Consider the following 18,123-nt stretch of genomic DNA (forward strand, 5'->3'; position numbering starts at 1 on the left):
AAATGACCGACAACAGCATCAATAAAGCCTTTGAAGCCGAGTGCCGCGAGCAGATCGCCCAGCAGGGTGACGACCAGAAACTTACCGGTCTGGCCCGTGATTTCTTCAACGAATCGGCCAAACACAAATACAGCTACCACTTCTCGTGGATGGGTCGTCCGATCATCCAGCTGCCGCAAGACATGATGGCCATGCAGGAAATCATCTGGCAGGTGAAACCGGACCTGGTCATCGAGTGCGGCATCGCCCACGGCGGTTCGATCATCTACTACGCCTCCTTGCTGGAGCTGCAAGGTCACGGCGAAGTGCTGGGCATCGATCTGGATATTCGTCCGCATAACCGCGAAGCCATCGAAAGCCACCCGATGAGCAAGCGCATCAAAATGATCGAAGGTTCGAGCATCGACCCGGCCATCGCCGCTCAGGTTCGCGCTGCTGCCGAAGGCAAGAAAGTCATTCTGGTACTCGACTCCAACCACACCCACGACCACGTGCTCGAAGAGCTGCGCCTCTACGCACCACTGGTTTCGGTCGACAGCTACTGCGTGGTGATGGACACCGTGGTTGAAGACATGCCGGCCGACTTCTTCCCGGATCGTCCATGGGGCCCGGGCGACAACCCGAAGACCGCCGTGTGGAAATACCTGGAAGAGAACAAGGATTTCGAAATCGACGTTCAGCTGCAGAACAAGCTGCTGATCACCGTGGCGCCGGACGGTTACCTGCGTCGCGTTCGTTAATTCGCAAATCAACAAAGCGTCATTTTGGCAAATTGCCGGTTGTGGGGAGAGGTTATGCAAGGCAAGTACAGTTCTGAACAAGCGCTGCCGCTCAATGAGCTGTTGACCGTGGTGTTGATTACTCACAATCGTCCGGCGTTTCTGCGCCGGGCGGTGAAGTATTACAGCAGCTTGCCCTGCAAGATCATGGTGCTGGACTCCACGGCCGAGCGGCCTGAAGGCGATTTTTCTGCGGTCGATTATCACCACGTGCCGCAGTTCGCCTACTGGGGCATGCAGGCCAAGCTGGCTTACGGCGTCGAGCAACTGACCACGCCGTACATGGTGCTGGCGGCCGACGACGACTTCATCCTGCATGACTCGCTGGCCGAGTCGGTGAGCTTCCTGCAAGCGAACCAGGATTACGGCATGTGCCACGGCTATTGCCTGATGTACCTGTCGCTGGCCGGTGACGTGAGCTACTACCGCCGCGACAAGAAAGTCATGGAAGATTATTCGTCCGAGAAAGCCCAGGATCGGGTGATTGACTACATGAGTCAGTACATCCCGCCGTTCTACGCGGTGACCCGTACCGATCTGATGAAGACCTGGCATTCGGCATTGCCGCCAGGCACCAGTTTCCAATGGCAGGAAATCGGCCATGTGTATTTCTTGCTGGCCAGCGCCAAGGCGCGGATCCTGCCGATTCCTTACGTGGTACGCGAGATCAACTACGGCAACTCCGAGCACAGCACCGAGGTGTACCACTCGCTGACGTACGCCGACGCCAAATCCGTGGCCGAGCGTGAAGCCTTTGCCGAGTTCCTCGCCGGGTTGCCTACTGCGATCCAGGGCCTGGATGCAGAACAGAGCAAAGCGTTTGTCCTGCAAAGTTTCGAGGCCATGGTCGACAGTCTGCAAAGCGGCCGGGCGCTGACGGCGGAACTGATTGTCCAGTCCACCTGGAACCAGGTGCTCAAGGTGCCGGACCGTCGATTCGGGCCGTTGCAGTACGTCGAAATGCCGTTCTACAACCAGGCATTCTTCGATCGTCTGGCGCAATTCGAATTCATGCTGCACGCGATGCCCGCCGGCCGCGTTCAATTGCAGGGGCTCGAAGGGGTGTGGACGCGTCAGGCGCATCTGCTCCAGGCACGCAACAACGACACGCAGGACAGCGTGCTTGAGCGTCTGTGGCAGGCCCACGACCTCAATGCCTTCAACCGTACCGTGAACAAGCGTCTGGTGGCGCAACTGGAACTGGCGGGCGAAGACGAAGAAGCGCAAAAAATGCGTGACTGGATTGCACGCCTCGATGCGCTGACGGTGGAAGATCACCATCGCACGTTCGACGCCATGCAGTCCGGCCGGCTGCTCAAGTGGCTGGATTCGCGTCAACCGCAAGCCGGGCAGGTCGAGGCGATTGCCGAGCATCTGGCCGTCAACGGTGGCGGTCAGCAGTTCGGCATTTTCCTGCTGGATATGGACAACGATATCGACAAGCTGCAAGTCAGCCTCGACAGCTTGCTTGAAGGCCAGTGCAAGACGTTCAGGATCGTCGTGTTCACCACCGGTGAAGCACCGGCGGCCACCACCGCACAGAACACCCTGCATTTTGTCCGCGTGACGCCGGGCAACCTGATCGACAAACTCAACCAGAGTGCCCGTCAGTCACCATCCGACTGGGTGCTTCTGGCGCAAGCCGGGGATGAATTCACCGCCAGCGGCCTGTTGCGCGCCAGCCTGGAACTGATGAACGCCGGCGATTGCCGTGCCGTCTCCACCGACGAAATCCAGCGCGCGGAAAACGGTGCGCTGGTGGGCGTGTTCCGTCCGGGTTTCAACCTGGACCTGCTGCTGAGCCTGCCGACCATGATGGCGCGTCACTGGTTGATTCGTCGCGATGCGCTGGTGGAGGCCGGTGGTTATTCGGCTGACTTCAGCAAGGCGCTGGAGTTCGACCTGCTGCTGCGCATCATCGAGCAGGATGGCCTCAACAGTCTGGCCCACCTTGATGAGCCGCTGCTGATCACCGAGGCGCCAGTGCTGGAGGAAAACGCTCACGAGCGTCTGGCCCTGCTGCGTCACCTGGGCAACCGTGGCTACAAGGCCAAGGTCACGTCGTCCGTGCCGGGCATTTACCAGATCGACTACCACCACAGCGATCGTCCTCTGGTGTCGATCATTGTGCCGGCCGGCGACGATCTGCCAGCCCTGCAGCGCTGCCTGGAAGGGGTGCAGCAACGCACGCGCTATCAGAAGTACGAAATTCTGGTCGCCATCAACGCCGGGCAGTCGGCTGAGGTCAATGACTGGCTTGGCACGTATCAGCATCCGAAAGTCCGGGTACTGCGTGCCGATCAATCGCTGAGTGCACCGGCGCTGTACAACGCCGCCAGCCAGCAGGCGCAGGGCGAGTATCTGGTATTGCTCGCGGCTGACGCAGAGGTAGTCAACCCGAACTGGCTCGACTCGTTGCTCAACCATGCCCTGCGTCCGGAAGTCGGCGTGGTGGGCCCGAAACTGGTCGACCGTGACGGAAAAATCAGCCAGGCCGGTTTGATTCTCGGCATGAACGGCGGGGTTGGCTCGGCATTCGTCGGCGAAAAACACGATGCCCAGGGTTACCTGTACCGGTTGTCCGTGGATCAGAACTACTCGGCGGTTTCGAATGTGTGCCTGATGGTGCGCAAAGAGCTGTTCGTTGCGCTGGACGGTCTGGACGACGGCACATTCTCTGACGGTTTCAGCGATGTCGATCTGTGCCTGAAAGCCGCTCAGGCTGGCTTCCTCACGGTCTGGACGCCTTCGGTGCAAGTCATTCACCAGGCCGAAATTGCCCCGGCAACCCGGGCACTGGCTGCCCTGCAGGAAAAATGGGCCGCGGCTTTCGCCCAGGATCAGGCTTACAACGCGAACCTGAGCCTGAGTGGCAAAGGCTTTGTTCTGAATGACAGCGCTTCGCTGAACTGGGCGCAGTTGATCGGCTAGGTCGACAGGGAACAGGACTCAAGACATGTTCAACGGTAAATCGATTTTCATCTCCGGCGGCACCGGCTCGTTCGGGCGCAAGTTCATTGCGCGCCTGCTCGAGCAATACCAGCCCAAGCGCGTGGTGGTGTTCTCCCGGGATGAGCTCAAGCAATACGAAATGCAGCAGACGTTCAACGCGCCGTGCATGCGTTACTTCCTCGGTGACGTGCGCGACGCCGATCGTCTGCGCCAGGCCATGCGCGGCATCGACTACGTGGTGCATGCCGCGGCGTTGAAGCAGGTGCCGGCGGCGGAATACAACCCGACCGAATGCATCCGTACCAACGTCAACGGCGCGGAGAACATCATCGCCGCTGCCATCGACAACGGCGTGAAGAAAGTCGTCGCGCTGTCGACCGACAAGGCGGCGAGCCCGATCAACCTGTACGGCGCCACCAAGTTGCTGTCGGATAAGTTGTTCGTGGCGGCCAACAACATCGCCGGTGAACAACAGACGCGTTTTGCCGTGGTGCGCTACGGCAACGTGGCCGGCTCGCGCGGGTCAGTGGTGCCGTTTTTCAGCAAACTGATTGCCGAGGGTGCAACCGAACTGCCGATCACTGACGAGCGCATGACCCGCTTCTGGATCACCCTCGATCACGGCGTGCAATTCGTCCTCGACAGCTTTGCGCGGATGCACGGCGGTGAAGTGTTCGTGCCGAAGATCCCGTCGATCCGTGTGGTCGATCTGGCTCGCGGCATGGCCGAGCATCTGCCGCACAAGAATGTCGGCATCCGTCCGGGCGAGAAACTGCACGAACTGATGGTGCCGCTGGACGATGCGCGGATGACCCTGGAGTTCGAGGATCACTACACGATCCAGCCTTCGATCCGCTTCACCAGCGTCGATGTCGATTTTGCCGTCGATAAACTTGGCGAGCACGGGCGGCCGGTGGGCGAGGACTTTGAGTACCGCTCCGACACCAACCCGCACTTCCTCTCGGTGGGGCAGATCGCCGACCTGCACGCGAAGCTATCGGTATGATTCCCTACGGTCGGCAAAGCCTCGACCAGACGGACATCGACGCGGTCGTCGAGGTGTTGCAGTCCGACTGGTTGACCCAGGGACCGACCATCGAGCGTTTCGAACAGGCGATGGCCGAGCGTTGCCAGGCTGATTTCGCCGTCGCGGTGTGCAACGCCACGGCGGCGCTGCACATTGCCTGTCTGGCGGCGGGGCTGGGAGTGGGCGACCGCTTGTGGACCACGCCGAACACCTTTCTCGCGTCGGCCAACTGCGGCCGTTACTGCGGTGCCGACGTTGACTTCGTGGACATCGATCCGCTGACCTGGAACCTCGATGCCGAGGTACTGGCCAGCAAACTCGACGCGGCCGAGCGCGACGGCACCTTGCCCAAAGTGTTGGTGGCGGTGGCGTTTTCCGGGCAGAGCTGCGACATGCGGCGCATTGCCGAACTGGCCGAACGCTACAACTTCACCGTGATCGAAGACGCTTCCCACGCGGTCGGCGCGAGTTACGCCGGTCGCCCGGTGGGTTGCGGTGAATTTGCCGCGATGACCGTGTTCAGTTTCCATCCGGTGAAGATCATCACCAGTGGCGAAGGCGGCATGGTGCTGACCAATCGCCCGGAGCTGGCCGAGCGTCTGCAACGCCTGCGCAGCCACGGCATGACCCGCGATCCGCAGCAGATGACCGAGCCCAGTCATGGGCCGTGGTACTACCAACAGGTCGAGCTGGGTTTCAATTATCGAATCACCGATCTGCAAGCGGCACTGGGCCTGTCACAGCTGAGCAAACTGGACGACTTCATCGCCCGTCGCCGGGCGCTCGCCGCACGTTACGATCGTTTGCTGGCGTATTTGCCGGTCACCGTGCCGAGCGCCCAGCCGGAGGCTGAATCGGCCTGGCACCTGTACGTGGTGCGCTTGCAGACCGATCGCCTCAACCTCAGCCACCGTCAGGTGTTCGAAGGCTTGCGTGCCGCCGGTATCGGCGTGAACCTGCACTACATTCCGGTGCATTTGCAGCCGTACTATCGTGAACTGGGTTTTGCCGAGGGTGACTTCCCCGAGGCCGAACGTTATTACGCCGAAGCGATCAGCCTGCCGCTGTTTCCGTTGTTGAGCGATCAACAACAGGATTACGTGGTCGAGCAATTGCGTCGGTTGACTGAATGAGTGCCGTTGCGGCGGTGGATGGAAAACGGCAATGCGTGATCTGAGCGAACAGGAACAATTCTGGCAGGGCGAATTCGGTAACCAGTACGTCGACCGCAACGTCGGGCAACCGCTGGTGGCCGCCAATCTGGCGTTGTTCGCCAAAGCACTGACCCGGGCCGGACGGGTCGACAGCCTGCTGGAACTGGGCACCAACGCCGGCAACAACCTGCAGGCGCTGCGTCAGTTGCTGCCGCGTTGCGAGCTGTTCGGAGTCGAAATCAATGCCAGTGCCTGCGCCCAGGCGCGTGCGCTGGAGATTGCGAACATCTGGCACGGTTCGCTGTTCGACTTTCCCCGTGAGCGCCAATACGACCTGACCCTGAGCAAAGGCGTGCTGATCCATCTGGCCCCGGAGCTGTTGCCGACGGCCTATGCGCAGTTGTACGAGCTGAGCCAGCGCTACATCCTGATCGCCGAGTACTACAATCCGTCGCCGGTGGAAGTGTCCTATCGCGGCAACAGCGGCAAACTGTTCAAGCGTGATTTCGCCGGGGAAATGCTCGATCGCTATCCTGATCTGCAACTGCTGGATTACGGATTCGGTTATCGCCGCGATCCGCAATTTCCGGTGGACGACATCACTTGGTTTCTGCTGGAAAAACGTCCTTGAACAACGTCGCAATCATCCCGGCCCGCGGGGGCAGCAAACGCATCCCGCGCAAGAATCTCAAGCCGTTCGACGGCGTGCCGATGATTGTCCGTTCGATTCGCACGGCGCTGGATTCAGGGTTGTTCGAGCAGGTCGTGGTCAGTACCGACGACGCAGAGATCGCAGACGTGGCGCGGGCCAACGGTGCTCATGTGCCGTTCATGCGTCCGGTGGAGCTGGCCGATGACTTCACCGGCACTGCGGCGGTGATCGCGCATGCCTTGCAGCAGCTGCCGGCCTTCGAATACGCCTGCTGTGTGTACGCCACGGCGCCGCTTTTGCAGGCGCGGTTTCTGCGTCAGGGCCTGGAGTTGCTGGCGCAGCATCCGGACAAGTCCTTTGCTTTTTCAGTCACTGATTTCGGCTTTCCGGTGCAGCGCGCCCTGACCCTGGACGGGCAGGGCGCGCTGACGGCGTTGTACCCCGAGTTTCGCAATACCCGTTCGCAGGATCTGCCGGCTGCCTTTCAGGATGCCGGCCAGTTCTATTGGGGCCGTAGTGAGGCCTGGCTGAGTGGAGAGGTGCTGTATTCGCCGGCCAGTCTGCCGGTGATCCTGCCCCGGTATCTGGTGCAGGACATCGATACCGTCGAAGACTGGAAACGCGCCGAATACCTTTACGCCGCCCTCAAGGCTGGTGGAGAGCTGCAATGAGAGTGCTGATCCGCGCCGACGCCTCGCCGACCATCGGCAGTGGCCACATCGCCCGGTGCCTGACGCTGGCGCGGGTGTTGCGCGCTCAGGGCAGTCATGTGGCGTTTGCCTGTCGGCGATTGCCGGGCAATCGGCTCGATGCGCTGCAGGGCGAAGGTTTTGAGACGTTCGCGTTGCCGGATCGTTATGCCGGTGAAGACCCGGAGCAGGCCATCGAATCGATGCTGCCGTGGCAGGCGGATATCGATGCACTGGCGAAGCAGCTGGACGGTCAGGCCGGATTCGACTGGGTCATCGCCGACCACTACGGCCTCGATCATCACTGGCAGACTGCGGCCCGTCGCTTCGCGCCACGAATCGCCGCCGTCGACGATCTGGCGACCCGTCGGTACAGCGTGGACTTGCTGCTCAATCAGAACCTCTCCGGTCTCAGCGAAAACTATCAGCCGTTGCTGCCGGCCGGTTGCCGAACGCTGCTCGGTCCACGCTTCGCCATGCTGCGCGAGGAGTTCAACGGCCCGGCCATCGACATCAAACCGGTGGCGCATCGGGTACTGGTGAATTTCGGCGGCTTCGATGCGGCGCGCCAGACCCATCACGCGATGCAGGCGCTGGCGGATTTTTCCGGGCTTGAAGTGGATTTCGTCGCCGGTGCCGATAACCCGGCATGGGCAGAGATGCAGGCACTCGCCGAGACACGGCCGAACTGGCGCCTGCACAGTTTCGTCAGCGATTTTCATCGACGCATGACTGAAGCCGACCTGTTCATCGGCGCCGGCGGTGGTACCAGTTGGGAGCGCGCAGCCATGGGCCTGCCGACGATCTGCATTGCGGTGTCGAACAACCAGCAGGCCAACGGCGAGGTGATGGCGGCGGCCGGCGCGCATGTGTTCATGGGCGCGCGGGAGCAGGTCAGCGTCGAGCAACTGCGCGATGCCATCGGCTTTGTCGTGGGCAACGTTTATCTGCGCCAGAGCCTGGCCGAGCGTTCGCGGCAACTGGTGGACGGGCGCGGTGCGCTGCGGGTTGCGGCGGCACTGGCCGGCGCGGTGCTCAAGTTGCGCGCAGTGACGTTGGACGATGCGCAGGTGTTGTTCGACGGGCGCAATGCCGAGGTGGTGCGTCGCTGGTCGCTGGACAGCGCTGCGATTGACTGGACGCAACATGTGAACTGGCTGGGCGCGAGTCTGCGCAATCCTCAGCGCTTGCTGCTGGTGGCCGAGGCGGATGATGGCCCGGTCGGCGTCCTGCGCTACGATTTGCGTGGCTTCGAGGCAGAAGTTTCGCTGTATCTGTTCGAAGGGCGTTTCGGCCTTGGTTGGGGCAGGGCGCTGCTGGCGCAGGGTGAAGCTTTCGTGGCTGCGCACTGGCCGCAAATGACCGCCATCACTGCCCGGGTCTTGCCGGCCAATCGGCCCTCGATGAATGTTTTCCGTGACGCCGGGTACACACAAAGTGCCTGCGCGTTCACCAAGGTTTTGAAGGAATCCCGTCCATGAGCAGTTTCAAGATCGGCAATCGCCTGATCGGTGCCGACGCACCGCCGTTCATCATTGCCGAAATGAGCGGCAACCATAATCAGTCGTTGGACGTCGCCCTGCAGATTGTCGAGGCGGCGGCCGAGGCAGGTGCTCACGCCTTGAAGCTGCAAACCTACACCGCCGACACCATGACTCTGGATCTGGCTGAAGGCGAGTTCTTCATCAAGGACCCGAACAGCCTGTGGGCGGGCACTTCGCTTTACGACCTGTATGAAAAGGCCCACACGCCTTGGGAGTGGCATGCGCCGATCTTCGCCCGGGCGAAGGAGTTGGGCATGCTCGCATTTTCGACGCCGTTCGATGACAGCGCCGTGGACTTCCTTGAAGGCCTCGAGGTGCCGGCCTACAAGATCGCCAGTTTTGAAAACACCGATCTGCCGCTGATCCGGCGTGTTGCGGCGACCGGCAAGCCGCTGATCATTTCCACCGGCATGGCCAGCATCGCCGAGCTCGACGAAACCGTGCGCGCTGCCCGTGAAGCCGGGTGCAAGGATCTGGTGCTGCTCAAGTGCACCAGCACCTACCCGGCGACGCCGCTCAACAGCCATGTGCGCACGATCCCGCATCTGCGAGAGCTGTTCGGTTGTCAGGTGGGGCTGTCCGATCATTCGATGGGCGTCGGCGTTTCGGTGGCGGCTGTGGCGCTCGGAGCTACAGTGGTTGAAAAGCACTTCACCCTCGACCGCGCGGCGGGCGGGGTGGATGCCAGTTTTTCGCTGGAGCCAGCGGAAATGGCCAGCTTGGTGGTCGAGACCGAGCGCGCCTGGCAGGCCATGGGCCAGGTGCATTACGGCGTGACCGAGGCTGAGAAAAAGTCCCTGGTTTACCGCCGGTCGCTGTACGTCACGGCGGACATGGCGGCCGGTGAACCCTTCACGGCGGCCAATCTGCGCGCCATTCGTCCCGGTCTCGGTCTGCCGCCCAAGCACGCCGATGCCGTCCTGGGCCGCCGCGCGCGGGCGCCGATCAAGCGCGGTACGCCGCTGGAATGGTCATTGGTCGAATAACCCGATCTGCACCGATTCGGCAAAATAGCGTGACCTGCGAGTCATAACGCGCATCTTCACTGTATTGTATTGACCGGGGAGATGGCGCCTGGCCCGTTATCGGTTGCAGTGATAGCCCTTTGCGCTCCCCGTGGCTGCCCGTTGTGGCGGCCGTTTTCTGTTTGTCGGCGCCCCTCGAATCCTTGCGAGCGGTGGTATTGGGCTGTTTATTATTGGGAAGCCGTAATGATTGGCATAAAAAGCATTGCGAGCTACGTTCCTGTAGCCGGCGTGGACAATTACGCACAAGGTGCAAAATTCGAGAAGGATGAAGAATTCATCCTCGGCAAGATCGGTTCGGCCTTCCTGCCACGTAAAGACGCAGAACAGGAAACTTCCGATCTGTGTGTTGAAGCGGCCAATGCGCTGTTTGCCAGCAACCCTGAACTGAAACGTGAATCCATCGATGCACTGATCGTCGTCACCCAGAACGGTGACGAAGAAGGCCTGCCGCACACCGCAGCAATCGTCCAGGACAAACTGGGTCTGCCAACCAATGTCGCCGCGTTCGACATTTCCCTGGGCTGCTCCGGTTACGTTTATGGCATCTACGCGATCAAGGGCTTCATGGAAGCTGCCGGCCTGAAGAACGGCCTGCTGATCACCGCCGACCCGTATTCGAAGATCGTTGATCCGGAAGATCGCAACACCACCATGCTGTTCGGCGACGCCGCCACCGCGACCTGGATGGGCGAAGACCCGACCTGGGCGCTGGGCAAGGCCAAGTTCGGCACCGACGGTTCCGGTGCGCCGCACCTGAAAGTTACCGATGGCGTGTTCTTCATGAACGGGCGTCAGGTGTTCAACTTTGCGTTGCTCAAAGTCCCGGCGCACTTGCATGAGCTGCTCGACGATTCGGGCCTCAACGCCGATGACATCGATGCCTTCTGCATCCATCAGGGCAGCGCGGCGATTGTCGATGCCGTGGCGCGGCGCTTTGAAGGCGAGCCGGAGAAGTTCATCAAGGACATGGTCGAGACCGGCAACACCGTGTCGTCCAGTGTGCCGCTGCTGCTGGAAAAACACGTGATGGATTCCGACTGGAACCGTATCGCGATCAGTGGTTTCGGTGTCGGTCTGTCGTGGGGTTCGGCGATTATTTATCGTCCTTGAATCTGTTAAAAACGGCGGATACAAAAATAGCGTTCAAGGGTTAACCTTGAACGCTATTTTTTTGCCTGAAGGGAGCGCGAGGCGCCATGAGCGAGTTTTTCCAGGCCAATGCCCACGTCATTGAGCGACGCTGGCCGGCGCTGTTCGCGCGATTGCTGAACGAAGACAGTTCGGTGATCGACGCCGGATTGACACAGGGGCTGGGTTCGACGCTGAGCATCAACGGCATTCAGCTCACCAGTCGCCACGACCGCGTCCATGAGGCCCGGGTTCAGGCCGCCAGCCTGCCGGCGGACAAGTCGCGATTGCACGTCTATGGCACCGGCCTCGGAGATCTGCCGACGGTTCTGCTGGAGCGTGCCGGGCTCGAGCGGCTGTATGTACACATCCTCAATGGCGCGCTGTTTGCGCTGGTGTTGCAGTTGCTCGATCAGCGGCAATGGCTGGAAGACTCGAGGGTAGAGCTTCTGTACGCCGGGGACATGCCGGACATCTGCACGCCGTTCTTTGCCTTGCCTGCCGAAATGCTGCTGGCCGATGACTTCAACGCGAAGATCCGTGATCGACTGGTCAGTGAAGTGCACTTGAGTTTCAACAATCGTGAGTTCGATCCGCAGTCGCCGTTCATTCTGCAGCGTCTGCAGGACTGCTTGCCGGTGCTGCTCGCTGACGATGATGTGGCGCAATTGTTCGGCACTTGCACTGGCCGGGAAATCTACGTGATCGGCACCGGGCCGACGCTTGAGCAGCATTTCGAGCGACTGGCCACGATTCGCGAGCGAGACGAGCGCCCCTTGTTCATTTGCGTCGACACCGCTTACCGGCCGCTGCGCGAGCACGGGATTGTGCCGGACTATGTAGTGAGCATCGATCAGCGCATCAGCTTTCGGCATTTGCCTTTCGAAGAGTCCGACGGCATTCCCTTGGTGTATCTGCCCATGAGCGATCCTGAGGTGTTGAGGGCCTGGAAGGGCAAACGCTATGGCGGTTATTCGCTTAGCCCGGTCTACGCGGCGTTGCGAGAGCAACATCCACGGGCACTGCTGCATGTGGGTGGCAGCGTGATTCACCCCGCGGTGGATCTGGCGGTGAAGATGGGAGCTGCGCAGATCACCCTGTTCGGCGCCGACTTCGCTTTCCCGATGAACAAGACCCACGCCGGCTGGAACGATGGTGATCTTGGGCCGTCAGTGAATCAGGCGCGGCACTGGGTGCGTGACGGGTTCGGTGAGCGCGTCAGTACGCAGCTCAATTTTCGCGGATATCTGTGTGTACTGGAGCGATACATCGCCAGCCAGCCGCACGTCGAGTTTTTCAACAGTAGTCGCGCAGGAGCGTTGATTGCCGGGACGCGCTTCAATCAGGAGTTCGTGCAATGAGTGCAATGCAACGAAGTGTCGACGAATGCCGTCGGTGTGCCGGCCTGTTTCGTCTGGGGCGTGATGTCGAAGCAGCGCTGGACATGGTTGATGTATTCGAAGGTGCGCAGCATTTGCTGATGTCCGCGTCGCCGGATATCCAGCAGTCGTGGGCGCAAGTGCTCACACAAATGCTCGATTGTCAGGAGCGCCAGGATTGGCTCGGGCTCGCCGACTTCATGGAGTACGAATTGATCCGGTTACTGGAAAGTTCGGCGTCCTGAAAAATGCCGATAGCGCTGGCCCGCAGGTTTGCGCTGCAGACGGTTTCATGGCGTCATTTTTCCGAGGGTGAAGTGCTGCTAAGTCTTTGTTTTCTAGGGGGTGGCAGGGTGATGGCAAATTTTTTCAAAAAAGCCCTCAAGCAACCTGCAAACCCGACGATAACTATTACGAAGGTTCTCTAGGCCATACCCGGCGGTTGCCAGGGCCGGAAGCCGCAGTACCCAACCAACGAGGAATTCGTCATGGCTTTAACAGTAAACACCAACACCACGTCGTTGAACGTTCAGAAGAACCTGAACCGCGCTTCCGACGCTCTGTCGACTTCGATGCAGCGCCTGTCTTCCGGCCTGAAAATCAACAGCGCTAAAGACGACGCCGCTGGCCTGCAAATCTCCAACCGTATGTCTTCCCAGATCCGCGGTAACACCCAGGCCATCCAGAACGCCAACGACGGTATCTCCGTTGCTCAGACCGCTGAAGGCGCTCTGCAAGCTACTACCGACATTCTGCAGCGTATGCGTGAACTGGCTGTTAAAGCACGTAACGGTACCAACGGCACTGCTGACCAGACCGCTACCAACGCTGAATTCGCACAAATGTCCGACGAGATCACCCGTATCTCGGCTTCGACCAACCTGAACGGCAAAAACCTGCTGGACGGTTCGGCTGGTACTGTGACCCTGCAAGTTGGCGCAAACACTGGTTCGGCTAACCACATCGACCTGGTACTGAGCTCCAAGTTCGACGCCGCCAGCCTGTCGGTAGGTAGCGGTACTGTTGTTCTGACCGGTGCTACTTCGGCTGCCGCTGCTTCGAACATCGACAACGCTATCACTGCAATCGACGCCGCTATCGCTGCAATCGGTGCAACTCGTGCCAGCCTGGGTGCTTCGCAAAACCGTCTGAACAGCACCATCCAGAACTTGCAGAACATCAACGAAAACACCACTGCTGCACAAGGTCGCGTACAAGATACCGACTTCGCCGCAGAGACTGCTAACCTGACCAAGCAGCAAACCCTGCAACAGGCTTCGACCTCTGTTCTGGCTCAAGCCAACCAACTGCCTTCCGCTGTACTGAAGCTGCTTCAGTAATTTCGGAATGAGTTTTGGCGGGGGAGTGCGCTTGCGTGCTCTCTCGCTTTTTCACGTTAAGAGGTGATGAGCATGGACATGAGCGTAAAGCTTAACGTGACTTATCCGGCTCCCAAGCCAGCCAGTACCGTCACCGACAAGCCGTCGGAGACCAAGCCTCACGTGGTTGATGCTGTTGCTGATTCGAAAAAGAGTCAGGAAACGGATGAAACCAAATTGAAGCTGGCGGTGCAGGAGATCGAGAAGTTTGTTCAGTCGATCAAGCGTAACCTGGAGTTCTCGATCGATGAGCATTCCGGAAAGGTCATCGTCAAGGTGATCGCAAGCGAGACGGGCGAGGTCGTACGACAGATCCCCTCCGCAGAAGCTCTCAAGCTGGCAGACAGCCTCGCCAATGCGAGCCACGTGTTGTTCGACGCCAAAGTCTGATAGCTGGCATGAATCGTGTTTGAAGTTCTTTAGATCCCACAAGGGTCAAAAGACTGGCAACAACCCCAAGGGAGATGCACATGGCAAGTCCAATTTTACCGGGTTCCGGCCTGGGTTCCGGCCTGGACATCGGTGCGATCGTTACTGCGCTGGTCAACGCTGACAAGTCGGCGAAACAGACGCAGATCGATGCCAGTACCAAGACCAACACGCTGAAGATTTCCGGTGTCGGTACGCTGAAGAGTGCGCTGACTGCATTCCAGACGGCGATGACCAACCTGGGCAGCAAGACCAATCCGGCGTTTTCCGGTTACACGGCCACTTCGGGTACTCCGAGTGTTCTGGGCGTGACTTCGGATAACACTGCGGTCTCGGGCACTTACAGTGTTGTTGTGAACAATCTGGCTACCGGCTCGAAAATAGCCAGCGCATCCTTTGCCGGCGGTGCTGCCAGTGCCATTCCGAGTGGTACTCTGAAAATCAGTCAGAATGGCACTGATTACAATGTCACGATTCCAGCCAATGCGACCTTGCAGACTACTCGTGACGCGATCAACACGGCTCAGGGTATCAATGGTATTTCTGCCAACATCGTGACGGATAGCACCGGTTCGTCGCGTCTGGTCATCAGCTCGAGCAAGACAGGCGCGGGCTCGGACATGACGGTCAGCGGTATTGCCGGTCTGGAAATCGATGGCACCAAACCGATGAGTGCCACCCCGGCGGCGGGTGATTCCGGAGCGGTCAATGGGCTCGCCAAGGATGCGTCGCTGACCATCGATGGCCTGGCGGTGACCAGCAAAAGCAACAATGTGACGGGTGCCATCAGTGGTTTGTCGATGAACCTGCTGACTGTCCCTAATCCGCCTGGCACGCCAGTTGTGGTGAGTGTTGACGCCAACACCAAGGGATTGCAGACGTCGGTTCAGGCCTTCGTTGATGCCTACAACACCTTGAAAAGTACTGTCGACACTTTGTCCAAGGCAACGCCGGACGAAGATGGCAAGCTGACCGTTCAGGCGGCTTTCACTGGGGATTCCCTGCCGCGTTCGCTGATTGCCGATATTCGTAGCCAGTTGACCATGCCAAGCGGCACCACCGGCGGTCCGATGGCCTACCTGTCGCAGCTGGGCGTCATGACTGACAAGCTCACCGGTAACCTGACTTTCGACACGGTCGCGTTCAACAAAACGATGAGCACGCCAGGCATGACCGGCCAGGTCCAGCAGATGTTCTCTGGCACCACCGATAAAAACGGTTTGTTGGCGCGCATGAGCAAGGCGGTGGATCCGTACCTCAAAGGGGCGGATGGTGTATCTCCCGGTTTGCTCGATCAGCGCATGACCATCCTGAACGGTAACGCGCGCAGCCTTACCGCCCAGCAAACGGCACTGGATATACGCGTTGCCGGCATGACCAAGACGTTGACTGCAAAATACAACGCCATGGACTTGCTGGTAGGGCAAATGAAGGCCACGGCGAGCAGCATTACGTCGTTCTTCAGCTCGCTGAACGCTCAGCAATCTGCGAAGTAACATGTAAGAGCGACAAAAACCCGGCTACGCTTTCGAGCGTGTGCCGGGTTTTTGTCTTGTGGTCTAAAGTTTTTCGGCTCGCTGGCGATACACTGGTCATGCGAGTCATTGTGGCAAATGAGGTAGAACATGAATCCGATGTTAGCCCTTCGGCAATACCAGAAAGTTGGCGCCCACGCTCAGACGTCCGAAGCGAGCCCCCACCGTCTGGTACAAATGTTGATGGAAGGTGGTCTGGCGCGCATTGCGCAGGCCAAGGGCGCGATCGAGCGCAAGGACATCCCTGCAAAATGCACGGCGATCGGCAAGGCCATTGGCATCGTCAGCGGCTTGCGTGAAGGCCTGGATCTGGAGAAGTCCGCCGATACGCTGGCTGATCTGGACGGGCTGTATATCTACATGATGAAGCGTCTTGCCGAGGCCAATATCAACAGCGATCCGCGTATTCTGGATGAAGTCGCCGGCTTGCTGAGCACGGTAAAAGAAGGCTGGGACGCCATCGCGCCTACGCCAGCTCCTCAGTTCTAAGGAGATCACCATGAGTCTTGTATTGCAGCGAATCGAAGAAACCCGAGAAGCGTTGGTCGGTGCCCTGGCCGAGCGCAACTGGGAGGCGATCGGTCAACTGGACCTCGATTGCCGTTCCTGCATGGAAGATGTCTTGAGTGAGACTTCGGTGGATGAAGTGGCGCTACGCGACAATCTTGAGGAGCTGCTGCATGTCTACAAGCAGCTTCTTGAGGTCGCCATGGGTGAACGTCAGGCGATAGTCGACGAGATGTCGCAGATCACCCAAGCGCAGAACGCGGCAAAGGTTTACCATCTGTTTGGTTAATTAACCCTCAGTTAATCCAGACATGTGCGCCATAAATTTGACTGTGCACGGTTTTTTGACTTAACTAGTGGCTGTTTTCAGATTTCAGGCGTCTACAGGCACACGGTGTCCTGCAAGCGTCTCGCTTGCCCCTCGTTTTGGGCATTGAGTTGACTAGGGAAGTTGCTATTGCATGTGGCGTGAAACCAAAATTCTGCTGATCGATGACGATAGCGTCCGCCGCCGCGACCTGGCGGTGATCTTAAATTTTCTTGGCGAAGAAAATTTACCCTGCGGAAGCCATGACTGGCAGCAGGCAGTCGGCTCTTTGTCGTCTAGTCGTGAGGTCATTTGCGTACTGATCGGGACGGTCAATGCTCCTGGTGCGCTTTTGGGCTTGCTAAAGACACTCTCAACCTGGGATGAGTTCCTTCCGGTTTTGCTGATGGGCGATAATTCTTCGGTGGACTTGCCCGAAGACCAGCGCCGCCGGGTACTTTCGACTCTCGAAATGCCGCCGAGCTACAGCAAATTGCTGGACTCCCTGCACCGTGCCCAGGTCTATCGCGAAATGTATGACCAGGCCCGCGAGCGCGGCCGTCATCGCGAACCCAACCTGTTCCGCAGCCTCGTCGGCACCAGCCGGGCGATCCAGCATGTGCGCCAGATGATGCAGCAGGTGGCCGACACCGACGCCAGCGTGTTGATCCTCGGCGAGTCCGGCACCGGCAAGGAAGTGGTTGCGCGCAACCTGCATTACCATTCCAAGCGTCGCGACGCGCCGTTCGTACCGGTCAATTGCGGGGCGATCCCGGCAGAGTTGCTGGAAAGCGAACTGTTCGGCCACGAGAAGGGCGCCTTTACCGGCGCGATCACCAGTCGTGCCGGCCGCTTCGAGCTGGCCAACGGCGGTACGCTGTTCCTCGACGAAATCGGCGACATGCCGCTGCCGATGCAGGTCAAGCTGCTGCGCGTGCTGCAGGAACGCACCTTCGAGCGCGTGGGCAGCAACAAGACCCAGAGCGTCGACGTGCGCATCATTGCCGCGACCCACAAGAATCTCGAAAGCATGATCGAGATCGGCACCTTCCGCGAAGATCTCTACTATCGCTTGAACGTGTTCCCGATCGAAATGGCGCCGCTGCGTGAGCGCGTCGAAGACATCCCGTTGCTGATGAACGAGTTGATCTCGCGCATGGAGCACGAGAAACGCGGTTCGATCCGTTTCAATTCCGCCGCCATCATGTCCCTGTGCCGCCACGGCTGGCCGGGCAACGTCCGCGAGCTGGCCAACCTGGTGGAGCGCATGGCGATCATGCATCCGTACGGGGTGATCGGCGTGGTCGAGCTGCCGAAGAAATTCCGCTACGTCGATGACGAAGACGAGCAAATGGTCGACAGCCTGCGCAGCGATCTGGAAGAGCGCGTGGCAATCAACGGTCACACGCCTGACTTCACTGCCAACGCCATGCTACCGCCGGAAGGGCTTGATCTGAAGGACTACCTCGGTGGTCTGGAACAGGGCCTGATCCAGCAGGCGCTGGATGATGCCAACGGCATCGTGGCCCGTGCCGCCGAGCGTCTGCGCATCCGTCGCACCACGCTGGTGGAGAAGATGCGCAAGTACGGCATGAGCCGACGCGATGGTGATGAACAGGCGGATGATTGACGCC

General features: G+C 59.6%; 17 protein-coding genes. All 17 read left to right on the top strand.

The annotated features are described in order from the left end of the window. Positions 1–2: 2 nt before the first annotated feature. Positions 3–740, top strand: coding sequence for a cephalosporin hydroxylase family protein (locus tag ACSPX5_RS02730; protein ID WP_007958324.1), 738 nt, complete (start codon positions 3–5; stop codon positions 738–740). Between the two features lie 54 nt (positions 741–794). Then, positions 795–3,710 carry a glycosyltransferase family 2 protein gene (locus tag ACSPX5_RS02735; protein ID WP_439820914.1) on the top strand — a complete coding sequence of 972 codons (2,916 nt, stop codon included), beginning with the start codon at positions 795–797 and terminating at the stop codon, positions 3,708–3,710. 25 nt (positions 3,711–3,735) lie between these two features. Then, positions 3,736–4,737: a UDP-N-acetylglucosamine 4,6-dehydratase (inverting) gene (gene pseB / locus ACSPX5_RS02740; protein WP_169429389.1), complete on the top strand. Its 1,002-nt coding sequence runs from the start codon at positions 3,736–3,738 to the stop codon at positions 4,735–4,737. Then, the gene (gene pseC, locus ACSPX5_RS02745; protein WP_439820915.1) at positions 4,734–5,891 is read left to right on the top strand and encodes a UDP-4-amino-4,6-dideoxy-N-acetyl-beta-L-altrosamine transaminase; all 1,158 of its coding nucleotides are present in this window, start codon (positions 4,734–4,736) and stop codon (positions 5,889–5,891) included. The genes pseB and pseC overlap by 4 nt, the downstream gene beginning before the upstream one ends. A gap of 31 nt (positions 5,892–5,922) precedes the next feature. Next, the gene (locus tag ACSPX5_RS02750) at positions 5,923–6,543 is read left to right on the top strand and encodes a pseudaminic acid biosynthesis-associated methylase (protein WP_439820916.1); all 621 of its coding nucleotides are present in this window, start codon (positions 5,923–5,925) and stop codon (positions 6,541–6,543) included. Then, positions 6,540–7,235, top strand: a complete 696-nt coding sequence (gene pseF, locus ACSPX5_RS02755) for a pseudaminic acid cytidylyltransferase (protein ID WP_169429392.1) — start codon at positions 6,540–6,542, stop codon at positions 7,233–7,235. The genes ACSPX5_RS02750 and pseF overlap by 4 nt, the downstream gene beginning before the upstream one ends. After that, positions 7,232–8,734, top strand: a complete 1,503-nt coding sequence (pseG, locus tag ACSPX5_RS02760; RefSeq protein ID WP_439820917.1) for a UDP-2,4-diacetamido-2,4,6-trideoxy-beta-L-altropyranose hydrolase — start codon at positions 7,232–7,234, stop codon at positions 8,732–8,734. The genes pseF and pseG overlap by 4 nt, the downstream gene beginning before the upstream one ends. Then, positions 8,731–9,783, top strand: coding sequence for a pseudaminic acid synthase (gene pseI / locus ACSPX5_RS02765; RefSeq protein WP_439820918.1), 1,053 nt, complete (start codon positions 8,731–8,733; stop codon positions 9,781–9,783). Before pseG ends, pseI begins: the two co-directional genes overlap by 4 nt. 225 nt (positions 9,784–10,008) lie before the next feature. After that, the gene (locus tag ACSPX5_RS02770; RefSeq protein WP_207866321.1) at positions 10,009–10,935 is read left to right on the top strand and encodes a ketoacyl-ACP synthase III; all 927 of its coding nucleotides are present in this window, start codon (positions 10,009–10,011) and stop codon (positions 10,933–10,935) included. A gap of 86 nt (positions 10,936–11,021) precedes the next feature. Next, positions 11,022–12,314, top strand: a complete 1,293-nt coding sequence (locus tag ACSPX5_RS02775; protein ID WP_169429396.1) for a motility associated factor glycosyltransferase family protein — start codon at positions 11,022–11,024, stop codon at positions 12,312–12,314. After that, a complete protein-coding gene (locus tag ACSPX5_RS02780) occupies positions 12,311–12,577 on the top strand; it encodes a hypothetical protein (RefSeq protein WP_439820919.1) in 267 nt (88 codons plus the stop codon). The genes ACSPX5_RS02775 and ACSPX5_RS02780 overlap by 4 nt, the downstream gene beginning before the upstream one ends. A 243-nt stretch (positions 12,578–12,820) precedes the next feature. Continuing rightward, positions 12,821–13,672: a flagellin domain-containing protein gene (locus tag ACSPX5_RS02785; protein WP_085605772.1), complete on the top strand. Its 852-nt coding sequence runs from the start codon at positions 12,821–12,823 to the stop codon at positions 13,670–13,672. A gap of 72 nt (positions 13,673–13,744) precedes the next feature. Then, on the top strand, positions 13,745–14,101 hold the full coding sequence (locus ACSPX5_RS02790) for a flagellar protein FlaG (protein ID WP_439820920.1): 357 nt from the start codon (positions 13,745–13,747) through the stop codon (positions 14,099–14,101). Positions 14,102–14,181: 80 nt separating this feature from the next. Then, positions 14,182–15,636: a flagellar filament capping protein FliD gene (gene fliD, locus ACSPX5_RS02795; protein ID WP_169429399.1), complete on the top strand. Its 1,455-nt coding sequence runs from the start codon at positions 14,182–14,184 to the stop codon at positions 15,634–15,636. Between the two features lie 129 nt (positions 15,637–15,765). After that, positions 15,766–16,164, top strand: a complete 399-nt coding sequence (fliS, locus tag ACSPX5_RS02800) for a flagellar export chaperone FliS (protein ID WP_169429400.1) — start codon at positions 15,766–15,768, stop codon at positions 16,162–16,164. A 10-nt stretch (positions 16,165–16,174) separates the two neighbouring features. Next, positions 16,175–16,471, top strand: coding sequence for a flagellar protein FliT (locus tag ACSPX5_RS02805; RefSeq protein WP_323161772.1), 297 nt, complete (start codon positions 16,175–16,177; stop codon positions 16,469–16,471). Between the two features lie 172 nt (positions 16,472–16,643). After that, a complete protein-coding gene (locus ACSPX5_RS02810) occupies positions 16,644–18,119 on the top strand; it encodes a sigma-54 dependent transcriptional regulator (protein WP_016984300.1) in 1,476 nt (491 codons plus the stop codon). The last annotated feature ends 4 nt before the right edge of the window (positions 18,120–18,123 follow it).

Source organism: Pseudomonas sp. HLG18 (assembly GCF_051903985.1).
Lineage (GTDB): Bacteria > Pseudomonadota > Gammaproteobacteria > Pseudomonadales > Pseudomonadaceae > Aquipseudomonas > Aquipseudomonas fluorescens_BT.